This is a genomic window from Pseudoselenomonas caprae, from assembly GCF_008271345.1.
In the GTDB taxonomy this organism is placed as follows: Bacteria; Bacillota; Negativicutes; order Selenomonadales; family Selenomonadaceae; genus Selenomonas_A; species Selenomonas_A caprae.
The window spans coordinates 1-21102 of sequence record NZ_VTOZ01000025.1 but is presented as its reverse complement, the minus strand read 5'-3'; the positions used below and the strand labels follow the sequence as shown (position 1 = coordinate 21102).

Below are 21102 nucleotides of genomic sequence, written 5' to 3'. Positions count from 1 at the left end.
CGTTGCTACGATACTATATATTGTGCTATGACCATGTAGCAAACTATATGTAGTCTGACTATGGATAAATATGATTTCCTTGCTTCCCCTTACAAATAATGCTAAAATTAGCGTATAAACTAGGCTTATGCGCAATATGATTTGGTTGTAGGAGGAAAATTTCTATGGAACACAATCGACCTACTCTCCAGAATGAAGCTGACAGCACAGATTATTCTATCCAATCCAAAAATCAGTTTGATTTCTCAAAAGTAAACAAGGATGATTATTTAACCAAACCAAATAAGGAACAGTTACATCGTTACGAAATGTCAGAACACGCCTTATTAGATATTAGTAGGATCTTATCGCCGGTAAAAAAACATCACGATAAACAAGAAACCATATCTGCAAAAGAAAGAAAATTAGCAGAAAGTCGTCAAATTATTCATGATTTTTTACGTAATAAATGTCCCATAAAGAGTTGTTCCTATAGAAATGAATTTCCATGTGAAAGCATACATGAATATTGCATATATAAATATATTAATTTTTATAAAGCAATGTTATTCAAGTTCGATGACAACCTATTTTTTAAATCTATGCAAAACAATTGGAATTTTGATTTGGTTTGTGATGCTAATACCCCTTATGACTCGGAAAAATTTGGTGATTTACATGTACTCAAATCTATTTATTACCTAATAAAAATCGACAATATATACCCACTATCAAAGGGGGAAATATGCTATGGAGAAATAATTGATGCAATTCATCAAAACATTACACAATACATAATTTCTAAGTCTGACAATTTCATTTTCAGCCAAGCTAATAAGAACACAAAATTGTTTTTTGAAAGCAAACAATGTATTGCAAAGAATTTTATCAATACATATTTCCCCATGAGTGAACAGGGCTATATTCTTTCCATTAATACAATTTCAGGTTTATATAAAAATGCAGCTCGTAACTCAAGATTTGGCTCAAACAGAGACAAAAAATATGAAAGACTATATTCTTATTTAGACACCATATGCGCTAGTAATAAATCTTTACTGGATGCCTTTGCTGTTTTATTGGCTAAAATCTATTGCGGTCGTGCTTTTGTTTCATGTATTGACAAATCCAAACATCACTGCACGTTAATTATCACTCGTAATACTGAATTTATAAAGAATTTTTTTAACGACATTATAGCAATCGCCCCAACTAATTCATTGAATAAAGAACAATATGACCTAGAAAACAAAATCCATTTTACTAAATATACTTGTCGCGAATTAGCCAATGAAGAAAATCTTTCCGAGCTAATATATTACAAACTTATTGGCAATATAGCAAACATAGACGATTCCACTTTTGATTACGACGCTACTGTTTTGAAAAAGATTATATCAGGAGATTTATTAACTCAAAATGATGATGTTGTAGAAAATCTATATTATCGTAGTAACTGTCACTATGTGTTCATACGTCCATCCTTGGATGATTCTTTTGTTAAGGATTTATTGCCGATTAGCGATGTAATTGACTTGTCAGAATCAGATTTGGACCGTCCATATGACACGCAACTAGCCTTTTACGAACGTTTCTTTATGGTAACCACGTTTGTAGAGTACGGAATTGAATTGATGAACACCGGAGAAAGAGAAGTCAAAGTATATGATCCTGAATTTTATTTAAAGGAATTTACAGGAAGATATGTAACCAGTTCCGATAATGATGAAGATTTTATTTATCAAAAAAGTAGCAAAGACGAGCAAGGACCTGGCCTATATGATTTTTTTACCACATTCCTTGATGCGTATGGCTATAATAGCACCATAAAAATCAATAATTTTAAAAAATTTATTACCACAAAATATAATACAGAATGTAAGAGAGCCCCTGGTCATGATACCCGCTCTGCGTTCTTCAACATAATATTCGACGAAGAAAAATTTAATTCAGATATGAAGGAACTTAACAACCCGTCAAATAATCCCCATAAAGATACATCCAGTGATTTTATGAACTGCCTCACCAATCTAATCCAACAACACCACGACAAGCTGCTCCAAAACGGTTCATGATGTATCGTTTTTCCCGAAAAAATTACCGACCTCTATTCAGAGGTCGGTAATTCTCCATTCAAACAATCATAGAGCAAATCCATTTGCTCTAGCTATATCCAGCACCTTTTCCTCAGAAATCTCCAAAGCATCTGCGATTGCCTCAGGAGACTTATGCTTCTTTAGCTTCGACAAGACCAATTGAGTCAGCATTTGCGTCTGCCCCAATACGATTCCTTCAGCGCGTCCTTCAAGACGCCCCTCATTACGCCCTTTATTCAAAATATCTTTTGCTTCATAATCCAAAATTTTGCCGCCCATGATATCTTCCACTCCTTCCACGATTTTCTTCTTGTCTATAGCCAGATGGCGAACGACCTTCTTACCCATGTCAATAATCGCCTGACGGGTAAAGGCATCCAATTCGCCTGCTTCCTGTAGCTGTTCCAGTTTTCTTACTATCTGGCGATACTCATTCAAAAGCACCGCTAACTTGCCCTCATCCGCTTCATACTCTTCAAATCGCTTCTCATGGGTAAATATATAGAACGGAATGAGGAAATACAACTTTTTGTCAAAGATTTCATCAATGGTATACCGCTTGTCCTTCATTACCTGTATACCATACTCCACCGTACCTCCCGGCGTTACCATGCGTATGGTCATCTCATCCGATGTTTCTTCAGTATGCCTTAAAAATAGCACCGCTGCATGCGGGAAGGTCACAGTCAGGACGTTTCCCTCTTTTTCCCCTCCAGCCAGTGCCAACTGTGCACCATATTTAAATATACGCACCAGCATACTGTTATCCGGAGTAGATTGCGTTTCCACATGATAGGTCTTCTTCTCTCCCTTTTCGTCGATGACAACAATAAAGGAGTCTGTAACCCGCTTATCTTCATTGCCATCCTGCTGTTTGAGGAAATGTTCATTCTGGAGCAGAACAATCCGTTCCCTGCCTGTATAATGCTCATGAAAGCATTCATTGAACATTGGCAGCAATAGCGGACTGCAATCTGTTACCATCGTGCGAAACACATCATCATAGGGGGGGACTGTATTCTATAACCATAAATCTCTATCTGCCTTTCCGACCAACTGCGCAGCAGTGGCCGCTTACAAACGCATACATATCTTTGCCCTTATTTTAGCACAAGGAACAGCTTTTTTCGGCAATAAAATTCTTCAGTATCGATTTTGTAAAATTGTTTTATAGAACTATACAACACCGAAAATTAAGCCTTCACTCTACAGGAGATAGTCTTCACTATCGGCTTTCTGCACCTTATTTGCACCTTATTGCGGGTAAAACGACCGTAAATAACTGCAAATAACTGCAAATATATTTCGATGCAACAGAAAATAAAAATGCCGTCACCCCTTGATTTATAAGGGGTGACAGGCTATAATAAATCTGCCATGATTGGGAAGTGAAATATCAGCCTAGACTTCCCAAGCTAGAGAGGTGGGTTCGATTCCCATTACCCGCTCCAGATGAATATCAAGCTACATGGTTTCCATGTAGCTTTTTTACTTACTTGGAGGTTTTCATCATGTATGCTGCACGTTCTTTCCGCCCCCTGCTTGCCCTTTGCGGTCTGGCAGCTGTCCTGTCGTCCCAGCCCATGCCCGCCCAAGCGGCCTCGCCAGCGGCAGTTGCTGCCCAAACGCCGGTCAGCAACCGGACCTTGGCCAACCGTCCTGACTTCGCCGCGCAAATGCCCGGCGAGATCAATCCCAAAGCCATCCGTGAGGTACACTGGAAAACCAAGCCCCTCTATGATGTCCCGCTTATGAATGCCGACATCAATCCATCCACCATCACCATCCTCGGGCCAGCCGAAGCCACACAGGAGCAGATGATCGCCTTCATCAAGAAGCACAATGCACACCCGAAACTCAACTGCACCGTAGAAGACATTGTGAACTTCTACTACCAAGAAGCCGGCCGCGAGGGCATACGTCCCGACGTCGCCCTCTGCCAGGCACTCAAGGAAACAGGCTTCTTCAACTATGGTGGCGATGTCGCACCGAACCAGAACAACTTCTGCGGTCTTGGTGCCCTCGGCAACTACCACGAACCAGGACACAGCTTTGCCACACCGCAGCTGGGCGTGCGCGCCCACATCCAGCACCTGCTGGCCTACGCCCGCGCCGCGCAGCCGAGCCTGCCGATTGTCGATCCGCGCTACTGGCATGTTGTGCGCAACCGTCCCGACCTCTGCGGCAAAGTGACGAAATGGACAGGACTCAACGGCACCTGGGCTGTTCCCGGCAAGACGTATGGGCAGGATATCCTGCGTCTCTGGCAGCAGGCTCAGGCCCCCGATGCATCCGAGGCGTCACTCCATGCGGCCAACAACAAGATCAAGAAGGCACCAGACGAAGCATCCGCCTACACCTATCGCGGCATCGTCCTCTACAATCGCCATGACTATCAGGCAGCACTGGCAGATTTTTCCCAAGCACTCCGTTTCGCCCCCAACGCGGGCGACGGCTATTACAACCACGCCTTGGCAGCCACCAAGCTTGGCGATACAAAAACGGCGCAAAAAGATTATGATACCCTGCTGAAAATCTCCCCCAAGCTCACACAGGCCTGGTACAACCGCGGACATCTGCGCTTCGAGAAAAAAGACTATGACGGCGCGATTGCAGATATGATGCAGCTGCTGATGCTCGAAGACCACTCGGCCTTTGCCCGCAATCTCATTGGCGTCGCCCATATCCAGCAGAAGAAATATGCGACAGCTTGGACTGACTTTGCCGCAGCAGCCGCCATCAATTCAGCCGACATGAACATCCTGGCCAACCAGTTCATCATGGAGGCCTGCCTCAAACAGAAATAAGCATCCTGCTATAAGAAAAAGAAGCTCTGAAGAGCATGCGCAATACATGCTGCTTCAGAGCTTCTTTTTATGCCTTATCTGCGTTTTCATTCATGGCAGGGCTGGCAGTGCCACATCAATGCGCGACAGCCAGTACACCCGCTCGCCATCGGCATGCGCCAGCTTATACACCCAAGGATTGGATGTCGGCACGATCGTATAATCATCAGGAATCCCCATTCTTACCGTCATACCATACGAAGCTTCCTGCTGCTTGCGGACTTCTTCTTGAGCCAGCGACTCCCAGGTATAGCCATCGCTGTCACCCGTATGGACAATCTGCGCCAGACCGCCCCGCTCCACCATATGCGTATCATACAGCGTCGCACTTGGCGGCAACTCGGATACCAGCTTGATATTCCGCGGCACCGACGAGACCTGCACCAGGATGACCTTATCACGATATATCGTGCCATCCCCGCCAGTTATGGCTGTATGCCGGGGAACAAACGCTACGATATCCACGTAATCACCATCAAGGGAGCCCTTGACCCACAGATACTTTGTGAAGTCCTGCAAGACCGAAGCTGCCTCCACCGGCGCATTGCGCTGCATCGTGTTTTCAAAATCCTGGCGATCCCTATCCGAACGCCACCACGAATCGCCGCGCGACAGGTCATAAGCCTTGATCTTGCCAGTCTGCAAGGCCTCACGGATCGTATTGTCCGCATCAGCGAACTGTTCCTGCACCTTAGCCACGGCTGCCTTTTCCTTGGCCACTGCTGCTTTCTGGCGGCAGTCATGATACATCTGCTTGACCTCGTCCGTGCCATAACGGCTCGAGGATGCCGCCCGCAGGTCCGCCTCTGCCTCCGCAAACTGGCCACGACGGTAGCGGCAGACGCCGCGCACATACTCAGCCATGCCCATCATGCCAGGCAGCAGCAGATCGCTGGCGCTGCGGTTGTAGATGGATGTATTGGCATCACGCTCCGCCTGCTCATAATCCCCCAGCAGGAACCGGCAATATGCCCGCCCCGCATATCCGCCCAACCGCTCATTGATATGGATGGCCTTGGTATAAAGCGTGATAGCCTGCTCATAGTCGCCGGCCGCCCGCAGCTGATTGGCCTGCTCCAAAAACTGTACCGCGCGTTTATTGTCTTCCGGCGTTACCTTGCGATACACTTTCTGATTCGCCTGTGCGATAGGCAAATCCACCGCAACAGACAATGGGGCCGCCAACAGTACGACAGCCAGGACGCTGCAAAGCAATTTTCTCATACAATGCCGCCTTACTGCAACCGCGCTGCGTACTCAGCCGGAATATCTTTTGCCCCTGGTCTAGCTTCATGATACGCTCTGTATTCCATCAGCGCACTGTCTTCAGCACCCTGCGCATGGAATATATCCCCCGCCAGCTTATAGGCATACGTATTGGCAGCCGGCGACTGCAGCGCCTTATTGCAATCATTCAAAGCACTATCCAGATTGCCCATATCCTTATAAATGATGGCACGCGCTACATAGCTCGAACCAAGATTCGGATCCATGGCGATGGCCTCATTAGCCAGCTGCAATGCCGCATCGAATTTACCCTGCTTGCCCATGACGGTTGCCAGGCCGCTCTTAGCTGACGGATTATTCGCATCCAGTTTAGCTGAACGCTGGAATTCTTTTTCAGCCAAGTCCGTCAAACCTAACTTCAGATACGTCCTACCATTGACTGCCTTGTCACCGGAGTCTTCCTTGCGATTTGCCTGTTTCTCGCGTAGTTCACGATTTTTTTGTTTGCGCTCCAACTCTTCCTTCATATACGTAACTCGGGCATTGTTCTTTACATCATTTCCATAAGCACGTTCTACCATGGCCTGGAATCTCTGCCCAAGACCCTTTTCATTTTTTAAAGCATTTTTCAATGGCACATAAACCGGATCATTTGTAAGAAAATCCACCGAGCCATCTGGCAGGGTCTTGAAATTCCAAGACGTAAAGAAACGATTGTCATGGAAGCCCTTGGCGATGCCGCCGGAAATCAAGTATGCCATCTCCTCAGCATCCTGCATACCGTCCGGCTCTGCCGTCAGCAGCAATTCCTTATCGAAGTAGATATCGTTGACATTCTTGACCTCAGTATGGCCAATGCCGTAATTATGCAGCAGCTCAGCCATATCTTTAAGGCGCTTGCGCGTATCCGGATGATCATCCGGATTAAAGAAATCCGCTACCTGACTATGATGCTCCGTATAATAGCTCATGCGCGCCATCATCGCAGCAGCTCCACCAGGATTAAATCCAGCTGATGCCATAACAAAGAAGCCATTACGATCAGCGTCTTTTTCATCAGGAAGGTTAATATTCTTAACCGATAAGAACCTAATCGTCGTCTCTGACAAATCAGATAAACTTGTTCCCACACCAAAATTCGAAGAATTCAATGCTGCACTAGCCATACTGGATACAGACTTCGCCCACGCAGTCTTCGCAACACTATTCGCAATATGCTGATTAAAACCATGTGTCATTTCATGCCCCAGCACAGCCGCCAGCATATCTCTGTTATACCCACATTTATCTACAATGCCATCATAAACCGTAACGAAGTCCGCACAATTACAACTTGCATTGAATTCATCATTTGCAACTACCTTCCAGCGAAACGGAAGCGAATTATTGCGCAATACGTAATCTCCATTATCCACTAACTGTTTCATAATACCATCGATTAACGTCACTGCACGTGAATCAACCGAACGATTTGCTGTCGCCTGCCGCTCCGCCATAGTATTGCTAGTATTCTGTACCACAGGATTATCACCAGCATTAAGATAATTTGATCTGATAGCATCCGCTTCTACCGCAGTATTGATTACCCCCGTAAAAACATCCATCCATCCAAAAGCCTCAGCTCTCGGCATAGCAACTGGTGCTACAGCCAAAAGTCCCGCTGCAAGGACTGCTGCCAGCGCCTTTTTCTTCATCTTCTTCTGTACGATTTTCCGTCCTTGATTCATAATTTCCTCCCGAACAATCTCAAAACAAATTATTTCCGGTAAATATCTCCTATGGCAGAGACATCTAATCCGATTATAATCTTCTTTCTAGGAAATTACAATATACAGTTTCTCTATTTTTTACAACTTGTCACTGCTACACACTATCCAGCCAAAATCTGAAACAGTCAACCAATCCCTATAGCCAGCATTGAACACACCCGCATTTCGTGTTAGGCTAAAATTGACAATACGATAGAAGGAGTGGCTCAGATGAATTTTCTCGGATTTGATGTAGGCGGCAGCAGCATAAAGTATGCCGTGATTGACGAAACTGGCAACTTCCAGCAAAAAGGTTCAACCCCGACCCCCAAAACCCTGCCGGAGTTCTACGACAAACTGCAATCCGTCAAAGACACCATGGCGGGCCAATACACACTGAGCGGTGCCGGCTTCAGCCTGCCCGGGGCTGTCGACGATAAGGATGGCATCATCGGCGGCAGCAGTGCTCTGCCCTATATCCACGATTTCCCGATCCGCGACGCCCTGGCCGCTATGCTCAAATTGCCCATCGCCATGGAGAATGATGCCAACTGCGCCGCTCTCGGCGAGGTTTGGACCGGCGCAGGCCGCGACTATCAGGACGTCGCCTTCTTCGTACTCGGTACCGGCGTCGGCGGAGCCCTCGTCCATAACAAGGAAATCATCCATGGTGCCCACCTGCATGGCGGCGAATTCGGCTACATCTATGTAAACGAGCGCCAAGATATCCTCAGTGAGAGCGGCTGCTCCGGCGCGCTTGTCCGTCAGATTGCCAAGGCTCGCAATATCCCCAGCGACGAACTGGACGGCCGCATCATCTTCCAGATGGCTGAAGAAGGCGACAACGAGGCCCGCCGCTATATCGACGATATGTATGCGCATCTGGCCCGGGCCATCTACGATATCCAGTACATCTTCGATCCCGAGGCCTTCCTGATCGGCGGTGCCATAAGCGCCCGTGCCGATCTGATTCCCGGCATTGAGCAGCATATCGACCGCATCATCCACAATGCCCGCGTCGCCCGCATCCGCCCGACCATCATCGCCTGCCAGCACGGCAACGATGCCAACTTGCTCGGTGCAGTTGCCAATCTGAAACAGAAACTCCAGCGCTGAAACAGAACACCGCCCCTGACAGGACCTATCTCCTGCCAGGGGCGGTGTTTTTATCGTTATTGCGCCAGGCCTAGATCGGCCATGACCTTCTGTATCTTTTCCGTATCGATGGGTTTGGATGCATAGGCGTCGCAGCCGAGCTTGAACGCCTGATCGATTACATTCACATCAGCGATGGCCGTCATGATGATGACCCTCATCCGCTCAGCAGCAGGAACATGATACTGCTCCTCCAGCCTGCGGACAATTTCAAGCACCTTGAGCCCATCGACCTTCGGCAGCATGAGATCCAGGCAGAGCAAGCCGTACGGTTCATGCATTTTCATGGACTCAAGGACATTGTCGATTGCTTCCATGCCATCAGCCGCTGAATCACAGTCGCCATAGACCTTCATGAATCCTTCAAGGAAATCACGGCTAAGCCGGTCATCCTCTGCCAGCAGAATCTTCATGCCTCTCCCTCCACCTCGTTGCAGCTTGCGCCTCTTTCTTCTCTAGCATACTACAAAAGCAACGTATTGTACAGGAAATCCCCCCCTACCGCAGGCATAGCAGCTCCTAGCGGACAGGCCCCGTAGAATCGCGCGTGATAAGCACATTGTCGAGGGTGATGCGCTTGCTCTTGCCGCCCTTGATCTTTTCCGTCAGTAATGCCGCTGCATTGCTGCCCAGCTGGAACATATTCTGATCCATGGTTGTCAGCTTCGGCTCGATGAGCCGCGACAGCGAGATATTATCATAGCCCATGACCGATATATCTTCCGGTACCTTGAGCCCCAGACGCTTGCAGGCATTCAGCGCACCAACCGCCATGAGGTCATTGCAGCAGAAGATTGCCGTAGGCTTTGCCTGTGGGATGATTTCCAACAGACGCGCCATCGTCGAGTCGACAGTCTCCACACCGTTGCCTTCGCCGATATTCACGATCAGCTGCTCTTCGAGCCGTTTGTTCTCTGCCATATGCTGGCGATACGACTCCTCCTTGATGGCGTACGAGTCCGAGTTCGCACCGCGCACGAACAGGATGCGCTGATGGCCCAGTCCCTCCAGATATTCAAGCGCCTGCCGTGAGCCGAGCTTCTCATCGTTGCCCACATAGGATACATTCGGGATGCGATGATAACCATTGATGAATACCAAGGGGATCCGTTTGACGAGATCTGCGTAAAAGCTTTCCTTGATGTCGGCCGTATTCGGGCTGATGACGATGATGCCCGAAACGTTGCGGGAAACGAGTGCATTGATGCAGTTCATCTCCTGCTGGGGATCGTTCTTTGCACAGTTCAGCAACAAGGAAAGGCCATCCTTGCGGACGGTCTCCTCGATGCCATCGATGACTTCGGCAAAGAACATATTGTATAAACCGGGGACGACGACGCCAATGGTCGATGACCGGCGCGTATTGAGTTCACGCGCCTGCACATTGGGAACATAGTGCAGCGTCTCAATGGCCGTCTGCACGCGCTCGCGCGTCTCCACCTTGACGGGATAGTTGCCATTGACTACGCGCGAAACGGTAGCCACCGACACCCCGGCCATCTTAGCCACGTCAACGATCGTCGCATTTTTCCTATCTTCCATGGATGACTCCCTGCTTTCTCTGTTACTTTGCCGAAACAGCTGCCCTGCTCAATCCAGGCTGGCTACAAAGCGGTCAAAAGCGGCCATGCCTTCATCGTCGCGCTTGTAGACACCCGCATGCATCAACACCGTCTTGAACACCTGGCCGATCTCCTCCTGGAGGATGCTCTCAACCTGTCCGGCCGTGACCTGCGGATATTTAGCCGCCAGCATCTTATACCACTCGCTGTGCTTGGCAATGGCTTCAATCCCCGCGATGTCCGGCGTTCCTTTGACGAGCTCTTCTCCCACGCGGCGCATCTCTTCCTTCAGGCGGGCTGGCAATACCGCCAGTCCCATGACCTCGATGAGGCCGATGTTTTCCTTCTTGATATGATGCACTTCCGCATGGGGATGGAAAATCCCCAGCGGATGCTCCGCGCTCGTGCGATTGTTGCGCAGCACAAGGTCAAGCTCATACAGGCTGCCACGGCGGCGCGCGATCGGCGTGATCGTATTGTGGGGCTCACCATCACTCTCAGCCAGGATGCCAACACTCGCATCGCTGTAGGCGCGCCAAGCCGCAAGGATCTTCTCAGCCAATCCGGCCAGAGCCTCACGGTCCTCGCCCGTCAGCCGCAGCGTCGACATCGGCCACTTGACGCGGCCCACTTGGATGCCTGGATACTCCTTGAACACATAGCTCTTCTCGATGGGTGCCTTGGCCATCGCAAAGGTATAGCGGCCCCCTTGATAGTGATCATGGGACAGGATAGATCCGCCGACGATTGGCAGGTCAGCATTCGAGCCGAGGAAATAATGCGGGAAGATCGTGACGAAATCCAGCAGGTTCTCAAAGCTCTTGCGCGACACCTTCATCGGGATATGCTTGCGGTTCAGCACGATGCAATGCTCATTGTAATAGGTATAGGGCGAGTATTGCAGGAACCAGCGGTGCCCTGCCAGCCGCAGCGGGATCAGGCGATGCGTCTGCCGTGCCGGATGACCGGCATGACCCGCATAGCCCTCATTCTCGCGGCACAGCAGGCACTTCGGATATGAACCGGATTTGACGAGCTTGGCCTTGGCAATATCACGCGGATCTTTCTCAGGTTTCGACAGGTTGATCGTGATATCGAGATCACCATACTCCGTCGCTGTCTGCCAGACAACATTCTTGTCGATACGGTCCTTGCGGATGTAGTTCGAGGCAATGCTGAGCTTGTAGAAATTATCCGTCGCGGCCTTGGGGGCGCGCGCGTAATCGCTGTTGAAGCGGCGGATGACCTCTGACGGCCGCGGCATCACGCAGTCCATGAGGCGCGTGTCAAAAAGGTCGCGTTCATTGGCCGTATCCTCGATAAGGCCCTGTGCCACCGCATAAGCGAGCATATTCTGGAGGATTGGTGCAGCTGTTTCCAGCGTTTCACTGATTTCTTCTGGCACAAACTCCTCCACCTTCAATACGTCGAGCAGTCTGTTGGCCGTATAAAAAGTATCTTCTTCGTTCATAAGTCCGCGCTGCTTGGCAAAATGCAACAGGCGGTTGATTTCTGTATTGATTGACACTGTAATCTTCCTTTCGGCTGAAACTTCCTTTGTTTATTTCTCGTAGCCGTCCGGGTGTTTCTGATGCCAGTTCCAGGCCGTACCGATGACCTGCTCGACATCCGTGTAGCGCGGGTTCCAGCCAAGGATCTTGCGTGCCTTCTCGCTTGACGCGATCAGCTGGGCCGGATCGCCAGCACGGCGCTTGCCCATCTCGACCTTGATATCCTTGCCCGTAGCTTTCTTGGCCGCCTCAATCATCTCCTTGACCGAGAAGCCTTTGCCGTTGCCGAGATTGAAGATATTGCTCTCGCCACCCTTGCGCAGATACTCCAGCGCCAGCACATGGGCATCAGCCAGGTCGATGACATGGATATAGTCGCGCAGGCAAGTGCCGTCCGGCGTCGCATAATCATCGCCGAATACCGTGATATGGTCGCGCTTGCCCAGCGGCACCTGCAGGATGAGCGGGATAAGATGCGTCTCCGGATGATGATCCTCGCCAATCGAGCCATCATCGAGGGCACCGGCCGCATTGAAATAGCGCAGCGACACATAGCGGATGCCATCGGCACGGCTGACCCACTTCATCATCTTCTCCATCGTGCGCTTCGTCTCGCCATAGGTATTCGTCGGATTCGTCTCATCGTCTTCCATGATGGGCACGCGCTTCGGCTCACCGTAAACTGCCGCCGTCGAGGAAAAGACGATCTTGTCCACACCATGACGTACCATCGCCTCCAGCAGCACCTGCATGCCATAGACGTTGTTGTTGAAGTATTTGAGCGGTTTTTCCATGCTCTCGCCAACCAACGAGTTCGCGGCAAAATGAATGACCGCCTCAATCTTATTCTCCGTGAAGATCCTATCGAGGACAGCGGCATCGCGGATATCCCCTTCGTAGAACTTAGCCTTGGGGTTCAGCGCATCGCGATGGCCCGACTGCAGATTATCGACGATGACGACATCCTCGCCTTTGCCCACCAGCTGGTGCACCGCATGCGAACCGATATAGCCGGCTCCGCCGCAAACAAGAATAGACATAATGGAAACTCCCTTTCTATCCGTAAATAATCAAAACAGAAATCGCTTTCTATTTTATCATGTTTTCTATGCGTTTTCTACGCTGCTTTTCTATCTCCCTCAGCCGAGACGATGCGTACCATCCGCAATGCTGGCCACATAGAAGCTCGGTGCATAGCCGATGATTTCCGTATAGGCCTTGCCGATATTTTCCTTGAAAGCTGGTATTGCATCGTTGCGTACCAGGCTGACCGTGCAGCCACCAAAGCCAGCCCCCGTCATGCGCGAGCCGATGACGCCATCCTGTGCCCAGGCAAGCTCCGCCAGCGTGTCGAGGTTCTTGCCCGTGACATCGTAGTCATCGCGCAGCGAGAAATGCGATGCATCCATGAGCTTGCCGAAGCGCTCGACATCATCCTGTTCCAGTGCCGCCACAGCCTCAAGCGTGCGATTGTTCTCATAGACGGCATGGCGGGCACGCTGGCGCTCCAACGGCTCAGCGATATGCCCAGCCAGCTTGTTGAATTCCTCATTGGACAGCTCACCGAGGGCTGTAAGCTCCGGCTTCACTTCCTTAAGCTCATTGAGTGCATGCTCGCACTGGGCACGGCGGACGTTATAGGCGCTCGATGCCAGGCTGTGCGGCTTGTTTGTATTCGTGATGACGATGCTCGCATCCTTGAGCGAGATCTTGCTGTAACGATACGAAAGCGTATTGCAGTCCAGCAGGATGGCGCAGTCTTTCTTGCCCATGCCGACAGCGAACTGATCCATGATGCCGCAATTGACACCAACAAATACATTCTCCGCCTTCTGGGAGAGCTTGACCATATCGACCATATCGAGGCCGAAGCCAAAGGCATCGTTGAGGATGACTGCCGTCAGCACTTCGATCGAGGCCGAAGATGACAAGCCCGAACCGCCCGGCAAGGTGCCATTGATGACAATATCGAAGCCGTGGCTGCAAGCATGGCCAGCTTGCTCAAACACGCTGACTACGCCCATCGGATAGTTGGCCCAATCTTTGGCCTTATCGTATGCAAGCCCCGTCATCGAGAACTCGATGACCCCCTTATCGGCAAGATTCATGGAGTAGACGCGCGTCTTACCATCGTCGCGGTCAGCGACCAGCGCATACGTACCAAGGGAAATCGCACACGGAAAAACATGGCCGCCATTGTAGTCGGTATGCTCGCCAATCAGGTTGACACGGCCCGGCGAAAAATAGCTCCGCGTCGTCTTATCGCCGAATTTTTCCGTAAAAACCGCTTTCATTTCCTTCAAGATTTCCTGCTCCATTTTCTTTTCCTCCCCATAATCAAGTAAACGTTTTCATGTTTCCCCAAAAACATGGTGCAAACCGACATCTCATCGCATTTGCACCGCATTTTGTTTTGTTGCTTATAGTTTACCGCTAACCGCTGCGAAAGTCAAGAAATTTGTAAACGTTTTCTAAAAACAAGAAAAACAAGCGCCCGCCAGCATAGCCAGCAAGCGCTTATCCACGCAGTGAGTCTGTATCCCTGCTTATTCCTGTTCCGGATTGTTCAGCTTATTGAACAGCTCCTCAAACCGCTTGTTGATCTCCGCATGAGTATCCTTGGTGATCTGCGGCATATCGTCCTCGCCCATAGCGTCCTTCCAAGTGATACCTGCCTGACGGAAGCCTTCCTCGACAGCATCCTGCATGGCCTTGAGCTTATCCGGATCGCCGCCAGCAATCGACGTCGCCATATCCATGATACGTGTCGCCACACTGTCAACCGAGTAAGCACCACCATCAGCCACAGCCTTGGCTGCCTCTTCCGGCGTCGTGGCCACTTCTGGCAGAGCGAACTTGTCCGCACCGATCAATATACCATCGAAGTTCAGCTGTTCAACACCCTGATCCAGCCAGCCTTGCAGCTTGAGATTCTGCTCAGTCATCGTCTTGATCATGAGCTGATAGCTCTTCTGGATGCCTTCCTTGAGGATATCCACCTGTTCAGCCGTCATGCCCTTCGTTGCCCCCGAGGCCTTTTGCGCCGCCTCAGAGATATCGAGGCTATACGCCTCGGTTGTCGTAGTAGTTGTGGTCAGATTCTTCTCAGCATCCGTCGTTGTCGACGTTGTTGTTTTCTTGTAGCTCGCACTCAATGCAGCGGTCTGCTGGGAGAGCGAAGCAATGTTGTTGACATCCATGTTAGCTTCCTCCTTAATGTTTAACACGTACACTTACACATATCAGAGTAAAGTATTCCTATTTATATTATCCATGAAAAACATCGAAAAAGCAAGCAAAAAATCGCCCACTCCACTTGTATTCATCTATGGACATCATGAAAATCTGACCGAGTGGATGACCTTATATCCTTTGGCTTCGATTTTTTCTTTCAACGAGGCAACATCCGGGATATCCCCGCGAATGACGATCTCATAGCTGCCATCAGGCTGCTTGCAAGTCACCAGGCTGTCGATGGAGAGCCCATCAGCCGCGAAGACCCCCGAAAGCTCATTGACGACACCGACCTTGTTATCGGCCAGCACCGTAAGGCGCGTCTTGCCCCCTGTAAGCTCCATGACATCGACAAACGTCTTGAAGATATCGGTCTCAGTGATCACGCCAACGACCGCTCCGACCTGTGAGACCACCGGCAGACCACCGATCTTCTTGTCGTACATGATAAGGGCGGCCTCCTCGATGGTCGCATCCTCACTGACCGAGATGACATCCTTATTCATGATTTCCGCCACCTTCAGCTTGGCCAGCAGGGATTTTTCCTCATAGCGCGACAAGGTCGTCGCTGGCGACGGCGCCACGCGCATGAGATCCTTGTCGCTGAAGAAACCGACCAGCTTGCCGTCTTCCACCACCGGCAAGCGGCGGAAATTGCCCTTCTTCATCGCCAGCGCCGCATCATCAAGCGAGGTGTCCGGCGTCACCGTTACGGGATTCTTGGCCATGCGATTTGCAACAAACATATTGATATCCTCCATTTCCGCTTCCGAAGCAGGCTTCGGGATTTTCTGCATTGTTTATAGTAAAAGGATTCGCCAAAGTGCGGCGAATCCCTGCTTCTTTTTCTCTCGACACTCAGCCACCGAGATATGCTTTGCGGACATCCTCACTGGCCGCGAGTTTCTTCGCATCCCCTGCCAGCGTGATGCGCCCCGTCTCCAGCACATAGGCACGGTTGGCTATCGAAAGGGCCATATTCGCATTCTGCTCGACAAGCAGCACCGTCGTACCAGCCTTGTTGATATCGACGATGATATTGAATATTTCCTTGATGAGCAGCGGTGCCAAGCCCATCGACGGCTCATCCAGCAGCAGAAGACGCGGCCGACTCATAAGCGCGCGGCCCATCGCGAGCATCTGCTGCTCGCCGCCCGACAAGGTACCCGCAATCTGATCCTTGCGCTCCTCAAGGCGTGGGAACAGCTCAAAGACATGCTTGATATCGGCCTTGATGCCGGCCTTGTCCTTGCGCGTGAACGCCCCTAAGTCAAGGTTCTCCATGACCGACATCTCGGCAAAGATGCGGCGCCCCTCCGGCACCTGGCTGATCCCCGTGCGGACAATCTCATGGGCACGGATGCCAGCAATATCCTGCCCTTCAAATGTGATCGTACCCGTCTTCGGCTTGAGCAAGCCCGAGATCGTACGCAGTGTCGTCGACTTGCCAGCGCCGTTTGCTCCGATCAGCGTAACGATTTCGCCCTGGTTGACCTCAAGGCTGATTCCCTTGATGGCATGGATGGCACCATAATAGACGTTCACATCTTTCAATTCCAACATTTTGCCCATTATGCTTCGCCTCCCAGATATGCCCGGATAACCTCAGGATCGTTCTTGATATCGGCCGGAGTCCCCTGCGCGATAATCATACCATACTCAAGCACGTAGATGCGCTCGCAGATGCCCATGACAAGGCTCATATCGTGCTCGATGAGCAGGATTGTCAAACCAAACTCCTTGCGTATCCAGGCGATCATCTCCATGAGCTCCTTTGTCTCCTGCGGATTCATGCCGGCAGCCGGCTCATCGAGCAGCAGGAGCTTCGGCTTCGCAGCCAGCGCCCGCGCAATCTCCAGGCGGCGCTGGGCACCATACGGCAGGTTCTTGGCCAGCTCCTCAGCCTTGTCCTCAAGATGGAAGATCTTCAGCAGCTTCCGTGCCTCTTCCTCGATACGCTCCTCTTCCTTGAAATAACGTCCCATGCGGAACACCGACTCCAGCAGGCCGTATTTCACATGGAAATGGAACGCGATCTTGACATTCTCCAGCACCGAAAGCTCTGAGAACAGGCGGATGTTCTGGAACGTGCGCGCAATACCGCGCTGCGTGATCTGATAAGGCTTGAGCCCGACGATGCTCTTGCCATCGAACTTGATATCCCCCGTCGTCGGCTGATAGACGCCCGTGATCAGATTGAACGCCGTCGTCTTGCCGGCACCATTCGGGCCGATGAGTCCGATGAGCTCGCCTTTATTGATGTGGAAATTGAAATCCGAGACCGCCTTGAGGCCGCCAAAGACCTCAGACACATCCGTCGCTTTGAGTAATTCGTTGGCCATCAGTTACGGCCTCCTTTCTTGAATATTCTGCGGAAGATCCCCATGTTCGTGACCTCCATGTAGCCAAACAAGCCCTGCGGGCGATAGAACATCAGCAGGATCAGCGCCAGTGCATAGATGATCATGCGGAACTCGGGCCAGCTGGCCAAAGCTGCCGAAATGAACGTGACGACAAACGCACCAGCGATTGAGCCAGTAATCGATCCCAGACCGCCCATGACGACCATGATCAGATAGTTGAAGGACTGCATGAACGTGAACGAGTTCGGGCTGACAAGATAGAAGCAATGCGCAAACAAGCCGCCAGCCACACCAGCAAACGCAGCGCCGATCGTAAAGGCCATGACCTTGAACTTCGTCGTATTGACGCCCATCGATTCTGCAGCAATCTCATTTTCTCGGATAGCCAGGCAGGCACGGCCATGATTCGAGTTCACGAAATTCTTGATGAAGAACAGTGCGAACAGCATGAGGAAGAATACCCAGGCAAAATTCGTATGATGTGGAATGCCCTTGAAGCCAGCTGCGCCGCCGACATAGTCGATATTCATGATGACGACGCGGATAATCTCTCCGAGCCCCAGCGTCGCAATCGCCAGATAGTCACCGCGCAGGCGCAGTGTCGGAATGCCGATCAGAAAGCCCAAAAAACCTGCTGCTACACCACCGGCGAGCAATGCCACGGCAAAGGGCAGATGGAAATTCGTCGTCAGCACGATGCCGACATAAGCACCAACCGCCATGAACCCCGCATGGCCGAGCGAGAACTGTCCCGTATAACCGTTGATGAGGTTGAGGCTCACCGCCATGATAATATTGATGCCAACGATCAGCAGATTCAGCTGCCAGAACGAACTCAGCACGCGCCCCGTGATAAGCCCCTGCAAGACCGCGAACAGGACAATGGCGAAGCCCAGCATGATACAGTCATTCTTGCGTAAATATTTCATGAAGCTCCCCCCTCAGACCTTTTCTTTCGTATTCTTGCCGAAGATACCTGTCGGCTTGAACAAGAGCACCAGGATCAAGATGGCAAAAGCCGCGGCATCACGGAATGTCGACGAGACAAAGCCGGAAACAAACGCCTCGACAACACCGAGGATCAAGCCGCCGACCACAGCCCCCGGCAGGATGCCGATACCACCGAGAACAGCGGCAACGAAGGCCTTGAGGCCCGGCATGATGCCCATCAGCGGATCGATGGAGTTGTAGTAGACACCGACCAGCACACCAGCAACCGCTGCCAGTGACGAGCCGATGCCAAACGTGATTGAGATGATGCGATCCGAATCGATGCCCATGAGCTGCGCCGTCTCCGTATCAAACGAGGCGGCCCGCATGGCCTTGCCCGTCTTCGTCTTATGGACGACATACGTCAGGATGACCATCAGAATTGCCGTGATGCCAAGGATCAGCATCTGCTGTCCATTGATGACGATGCCGCCGATATTGATGGCCACATCGCCGAACATAGCTGGGAACGTGCGCGGCGTCGGCGAGACGAAATACATGCTCGTGTACTCGAGAAAGAACGAGACACCGATAGCCGTGATGAGCACCGAGATACGCGGCGCATGACGCAGCGGCTTATAAGCCAGCTTTTCCACCACCATGCCGAGGATGCCGGTGACAACGAATGAGATCAAAAGTGCGGGTACGATTGAAAGATGTGCCTGCGTAATCGCATAGAAACCGATATATGCGCCCACCATATAGATATCGCCATGAGCGAAGTTGATGAGCTTGATGATACCGTAGATCATCGTATAGCCTAACGCAATCAGCGCATAAATGCTGCCCAGCGATATGCCATTGACGAGCTGCTGCAGGACCTGGTGCGTAAATTCCATAATAGCCTCCTTGTCGCGTCCGTCCATGAAGGACAACCTGCGATAGTCTAAAGGGCCGCATCACTGCGGCCCCCTTGTCTGCCTTATTGGCTCAATCACTCAGCATCCGGCATGATCTTGGCAACCATGACGCGGTCGCCATTCTTGTTCTCCAGGATGACTGCCTGTTTGATTGGGTTGTGATTCTTGTCCATCGTGATGATGCCCGTACCGACCTTGAGGTCCTTGGTCTGCTCCAGAGCCTCGCGGATCTTCTCCGGATCATCGCTGCCTGCACGTTTGATGGCATCAACCAGCATCTTGCCGGCATCGTAGCCAAGTGCAGCGAATACGTTCGGCGCATGACCGTACTCTTTCGTGAACGCATCGATGAAGCCTTTAACTTCCGCATCCTTATCGGAATAATGCGTGCTGAAATACGTCTTGTTCAGCGCGTCAGCACCAGCGATATCGGCAACCTTCGAGTCATCCCAACCGTCCGTGCCGAGGAACGGCTGCGCGAAACCAAGCTCACGGGCCTGTTTTACGATTTTGCCGACCTCTTCATAGTAGGCCGGAACGAATACGACATCAGCATTGGCCGTCTTGAGCTTCGTCAGAGCGGCTTTGAAGTCCTGATCCTTGGCGAGGAAAGCCTCTTCCATAAGGACTTTGCCGCCAGCAGCCTCAAACTTCTCCTTGAAGACCTTGCCGAGGCTCTTGGAGTAGTCCGAACTGTTATCGACGTAGATGACAGCCGTCTTGGCTTTGAGCTGCTCAGCCGCGAATTTCGCCATGACCGAACCCTGCTGCGGGTCGATGAAGCAGCTGCGGAAGATGAACGGCTTGACCTTGCCATTTTCGACCGTTACATCCGGGCTCGTAGCATCCGGTGCGATGACCGGTACCTTGTTGTCCGTAGCGACCTGGGACTCAGCAATGACATTTGCCGTTACAGCCGGGCCAACGATGACTTTGACCTTGTCATCGGAGATGAGCTTCGTAGCGGCATTGACTGCCTCCGAAGCCTCTGATTTGTTATCTGCTTCAACGACTTTTATCTTCTTGCCGTTGATACCACCAGCTTCATTGATTTCCTTGATGGCGAGATTGAAGCCATCGAGCGTTGCCTGGCCATAGTTGGCGACATTACCCGTGCGCTCGAAGTTGGCACCGACCTTGATCTCATCGGCATTGCCTTCATCCCCACAACCGGCAAATACACTTCCCATGAGCATCGTGCCCGCAAGCACGCTCATGAGTTTCAGACTTTTCTTGCTGAAATTCATGCGAATTCCTCCCTTATCCGTTAAACAATTCAACGATGGAACTAATTATAGTTTACAGGTTTACAAAAGTCAATGCTTTTTTAGGCAATCAGGTCATATTATTTACCCATTTGTGTGTTATCGGAAGACCTTTTCACCATCCACCTGTATTTTATATCATTTATTCGGTATGTTTGATAAAAAAGTACAGTATACAATAAACACTATCTGTTTCTCTTGTTTCTTTATATTAGACATTTTTTATAAAAGTCCTTCTCAAAAAGAAAATTTAAATATCGTCACCC

General features: G+C 50.7%; 18 protein-coding genes. 3 read left to right on the top strand and 15 right to left on the bottom strand.

All coding sequences use genetic code 11. The features are described from left to right. Positions 1-164: 164 nt before the first annotated feature. Complete coding sequence (locus FZ041_RS11040) at positions 165-2054, top strand: hypothetical protein (RefSeq protein ID WP_149189595.1); 1890 nt, start codon at positions 165-167, stop codon at positions 2052-2054. Between the two features lie 66 nt (positions 2055-2120). Here FZ041_RS11040 and FZ041_RS11035 read toward each other — a convergent pair whose 3' ends face one another. Further along, positions 2121-3059 (bottom strand): RpnC/YadD family protein, encoded by a 939-nt coding sequence (locus FZ041_RS11035; protein ID WP_149189594.1) that lies wholly within the window; start codon positions 3057-3059, stop codon positions 2121-2123. A gap of 527 nt (positions 3060-3586) precedes the next feature. Between FZ041_RS11035 and FZ041_RS11030 the strand changes: the two genes are divergently transcribed. Further along, positions 3587-4882: a glucosaminidase domain-containing protein gene (locus FZ041_RS11030; RefSeq protein WP_149189593.1), complete on the top strand. Its 1296-nt coding sequence runs from the start codon at positions 3587-3589 to the stop codon at positions 4880-4882. A gap of 90 nt (positions 4883-4972) precedes the next feature. Here FZ041_RS11030 and FZ041_RS11025 read toward each other — a convergent pair whose 3' ends face one another. Further along, a complete protein-coding gene (locus FZ041_RS11025; protein WP_149189592.1) occupies positions 4973-6145 on the bottom strand; it encodes a tetratricopeptide repeat protein in 1173 nt (390 codons plus the stop codon). A gap of 11 nt (positions 6146-6156) precedes the next feature. Beyond that, positions 6157-7875, bottom strand: coding sequence for a M48 family metallopeptidase (locus FZ041_RS11020; RefSeq protein ID WP_149189591.1), 1719 nt, complete (start codon positions 7873-7875; stop codon positions 6157-6159). A 252-nt stretch (positions 7876-8127) separates the two neighbouring features. Between FZ041_RS11020 and FZ041_RS11015 the strand changes: the two genes are divergently transcribed. Further along, positions 8128-9012, top strand: a complete 885-nt coding sequence (locus FZ041_RS11015; RefSeq protein WP_149189590.1) for an ROK family protein — start codon at positions 8128-8130, stop codon at positions 9010-9012. 56 nt (positions 9013-9068) lie between these two features. On the opposite strand, the gene FZ041_RS11010 is transcribed toward FZ041_RS11015, so the two are convergent. From FZ041_RS11010 to FZ041_RS10955, 12 genes are all read right to left on the bottom strand, one after another. Then, positions 9069-9464 (bottom strand): response regulator, encoded by a 396-nt coding sequence (locus FZ041_RS11010; protein WP_075445702.1) that lies wholly within the window; start codon positions 9462-9464, stop codon positions 9069-9071. A 106-nt stretch (positions 9465-9570) separates the two neighbouring features. Beyond that, a complete protein-coding gene (locus tag FZ041_RS11005; RefSeq protein WP_149189589.1) occupies positions 9571-10593 on the bottom strand; it encodes a LacI family DNA-binding transcriptional regulator in 1023 nt (340 codons plus the stop codon). 48 nt (positions 10594-10641) lie between these two features. Further along, a complete protein-coding gene (gene galT, locus FZ041_RS11000; protein ID WP_149189588.1) occupies positions 10642-12141 on the bottom strand; it encodes a UDP-glucose--hexose-1-phosphate uridylyltransferase in 1500 nt (499 codons plus the stop codon). 33 nt (positions 12142-12174) lie between these two features. Further along, positions 12175-13164 carry a UDP-glucose 4-epimerase GalE gene (gene galE / locus FZ041_RS10995; RefSeq protein ID WP_075445699.1) on the bottom strand — a complete coding sequence of 330 codons (990 nt, stop codon included), beginning with the start codon at positions 13162-13164 and terminating at the stop codon, positions 12175-12177. Between the two features lie 99 nt (positions 13165-13263). After that, complete coding sequence (locus FZ041_RS10990) at positions 13264-14442, bottom strand: galactokinase (protein WP_149189587.1); 1179 nt, start codon at positions 14440-14442, stop codon at positions 13264-13266. A gap of 228 nt (positions 14443-14670) precedes the next feature. Further along, positions 14671-15324 (bottom strand): hypothetical protein, encoded by a 654-nt coding sequence (locus tag FZ041_RS10985; protein WP_149189586.1) that lies wholly within the window; start codon positions 15322-15324, stop codon positions 14671-14673. A gap of 135 nt (positions 15325-15459) precedes the next feature. Further along, positions 15460-16104 (bottom strand): CBS domain-containing protein, encoded by a 645-nt coding sequence (locus tag FZ041_RS10980; protein ID WP_075445717.1) that lies wholly within the window; start codon positions 16102-16104, stop codon positions 15460-15462. 112 nt (positions 16105-16216) lie between these two features. Next, a complete protein-coding gene (locus FZ041_RS10975) occupies positions 16217-16921 on the bottom strand; it encodes an ABC transporter ATP-binding protein (RefSeq protein WP_149189617.1) in 705 nt (234 codons plus the stop codon). Between the two features lie 8 nt (positions 16922-16929). Next, on the bottom strand, positions 16930-17700 hold the full coding sequence (locus FZ041_RS10970; RefSeq protein WP_075445696.1) for an ABC transporter ATP-binding protein: 771 nt from the start codon (positions 17698-17700) through the stop codon (positions 16930-16932). Then, positions 17700-18650 (bottom strand): branched-chain amino acid ABC transporter permease, encoded by a 951-nt coding sequence (locus tag FZ041_RS10965; protein WP_149189585.1) that lies wholly within the window; start codon positions 18648-18650, stop codon positions 17700-17702. The genes FZ041_RS10970 and FZ041_RS10965 overlap by 1 nt, the downstream gene beginning before the upstream one ends. A 12-nt stretch (positions 18651-18662) precedes the next feature. Then, on the bottom strand, positions 18663-19550 hold the full coding sequence (locus tag FZ041_RS10960; protein WP_075445694.1) for a branched-chain amino acid ABC transporter permease: 888 nt from the start codon (positions 19548-19550) through the stop codon (positions 18663-18665). Between the two features lie 95 nt (positions 19551-19645). Continuing rightward, positions 19646-20818, bottom strand: a complete 1173-nt coding sequence (locus FZ041_RS10955; RefSeq protein WP_075445693.1) for an ABC transporter substrate-binding protein — start codon at positions 20816-20818, stop codon at positions 19646-19648. Between the last annotated feature and the right edge of the window lie 284 nt (positions 20819-21102).

What these genes read in the sequence shown, in the direction of transcription:
- FZ041_RS11015 (WP_149189590.1), top strand. Translation starts at nt 8,128, where the DNA reads ATGAATTTTCTCGGATTTGATGTAGGCGGCAGCAGCATAAAGTATGCC.
- FZ041_RS11030 (WP_149189593.1), top strand. Translation starts at nt 3,587, where the DNA reads ATGTATGCTGCACGTTCTTTCCGCCCCCTGCTTGCCCTTTGCGGTCTG.
- galE (WP_075445699.1), bottom strand. Translation starts at nt 13,164, where the DNA reads ATGTCTATTCTTGTTTGCGGCGGAGCCGGCTATATCGGTTCGCATGCG.
- FZ041_RS10975 (WP_149189617.1), bottom strand. Translation starts at nt 16,921, where the DNA reads ATGTTGGAATTGAAAGATGTGAACGTCTATTATGGTGCCATCCATGCC.
- FZ041_RS11005 (WP_149189589.1), bottom strand. Translation starts at nt 10,593, where the DNA reads ATGGAAGATAGGAAAAATGCGACGATCGTTGACGTGGCTAAGATGGCC.
- FZ041_RS10970 (WP_075445696.1), bottom strand. Translation starts at nt 17,700, where the DNA reads ATGGCCAACGAATTACTCAAAGCGACGGATGTGTCTGAGGTCTTTGGC.
- FZ041_RS10965 (WP_149189585.1), bottom strand. Translation starts at nt 18,650, where the DNA reads ATGAAATATTTACGCAAGAATGACTGTATCATGCTGGGCTTCGCCATT.
- FZ041_RS11020 (WP_149189591.1), bottom strand. Translation starts at nt 7,875, where the DNA reads ATGAATCAAGGACGGAAAATCGTACAGAAGAAGATGAAGAAAAAGGCG.
- FZ041_RS11040 (WP_149189595.1), top strand. Translation starts at nt 165, where the DNA reads ATGGAACACAATCGACCTACTCTCCAGAATGAAGCTGACAGCACAGAT.
- FZ041_RS10960 (WP_075445694.1), bottom strand. Translation starts at nt 19,550, where the DNA reads ATGGAATTTACGCACCAGGTCCTGCAGCAGCTCGTCAATGGCATATCG.
- FZ041_RS11025 (WP_149189592.1), bottom strand. Translation starts at nt 6,145, where the DNA reads ATGAGAAAATTGCTTTGCAGCGTCCTGGCTGTCGTACTGTTGGCGGCC.
- FZ041_RS10985 (WP_149189586.1), bottom strand. Translation starts at nt 15,324, where the DNA reads ATGGATGTCAACAACATTGCTTCGCTCTCCCAGCAGACCGCTGCATTG.
- FZ041_RS11010 (WP_075445702.1), bottom strand. Translation starts at nt 9,464, where the DNA reads ATGAAGATTCTGCTGGCAGAGGATGACCGGCTTAGCCGTGATTTCCTT.
- FZ041_RS10980 (WP_075445717.1), bottom strand. Translation starts at nt 16,104, where the DNA reads ATGTTTGTTGCAAATCGCATGGCCAAGAATCCCGTAACGGTGACGCCG.
- FZ041_RS10990 (WP_149189587.1), bottom strand. Translation starts at nt 14,442, where the DNA reads ATGGAGCAGGAAATCTTGAAGGAAATGAAAGCGGTTTTTACGGAAAAA.
- FZ041_RS11035 (WP_149189594.1), bottom strand. Translation starts at nt 3,059, where the DNA reads ATGGTAACAGATTGCAGTCCGCTATTGCTGCCAATGTTCAATGAATGC.
- FZ041_RS10955 (WP_075445693.1), bottom strand. Translation starts at nt 20,818, where the DNA reads ATGAATTTCAGCAAGAAAAGTCTGAAACTCATGAGCGTGCTTGCGGGC.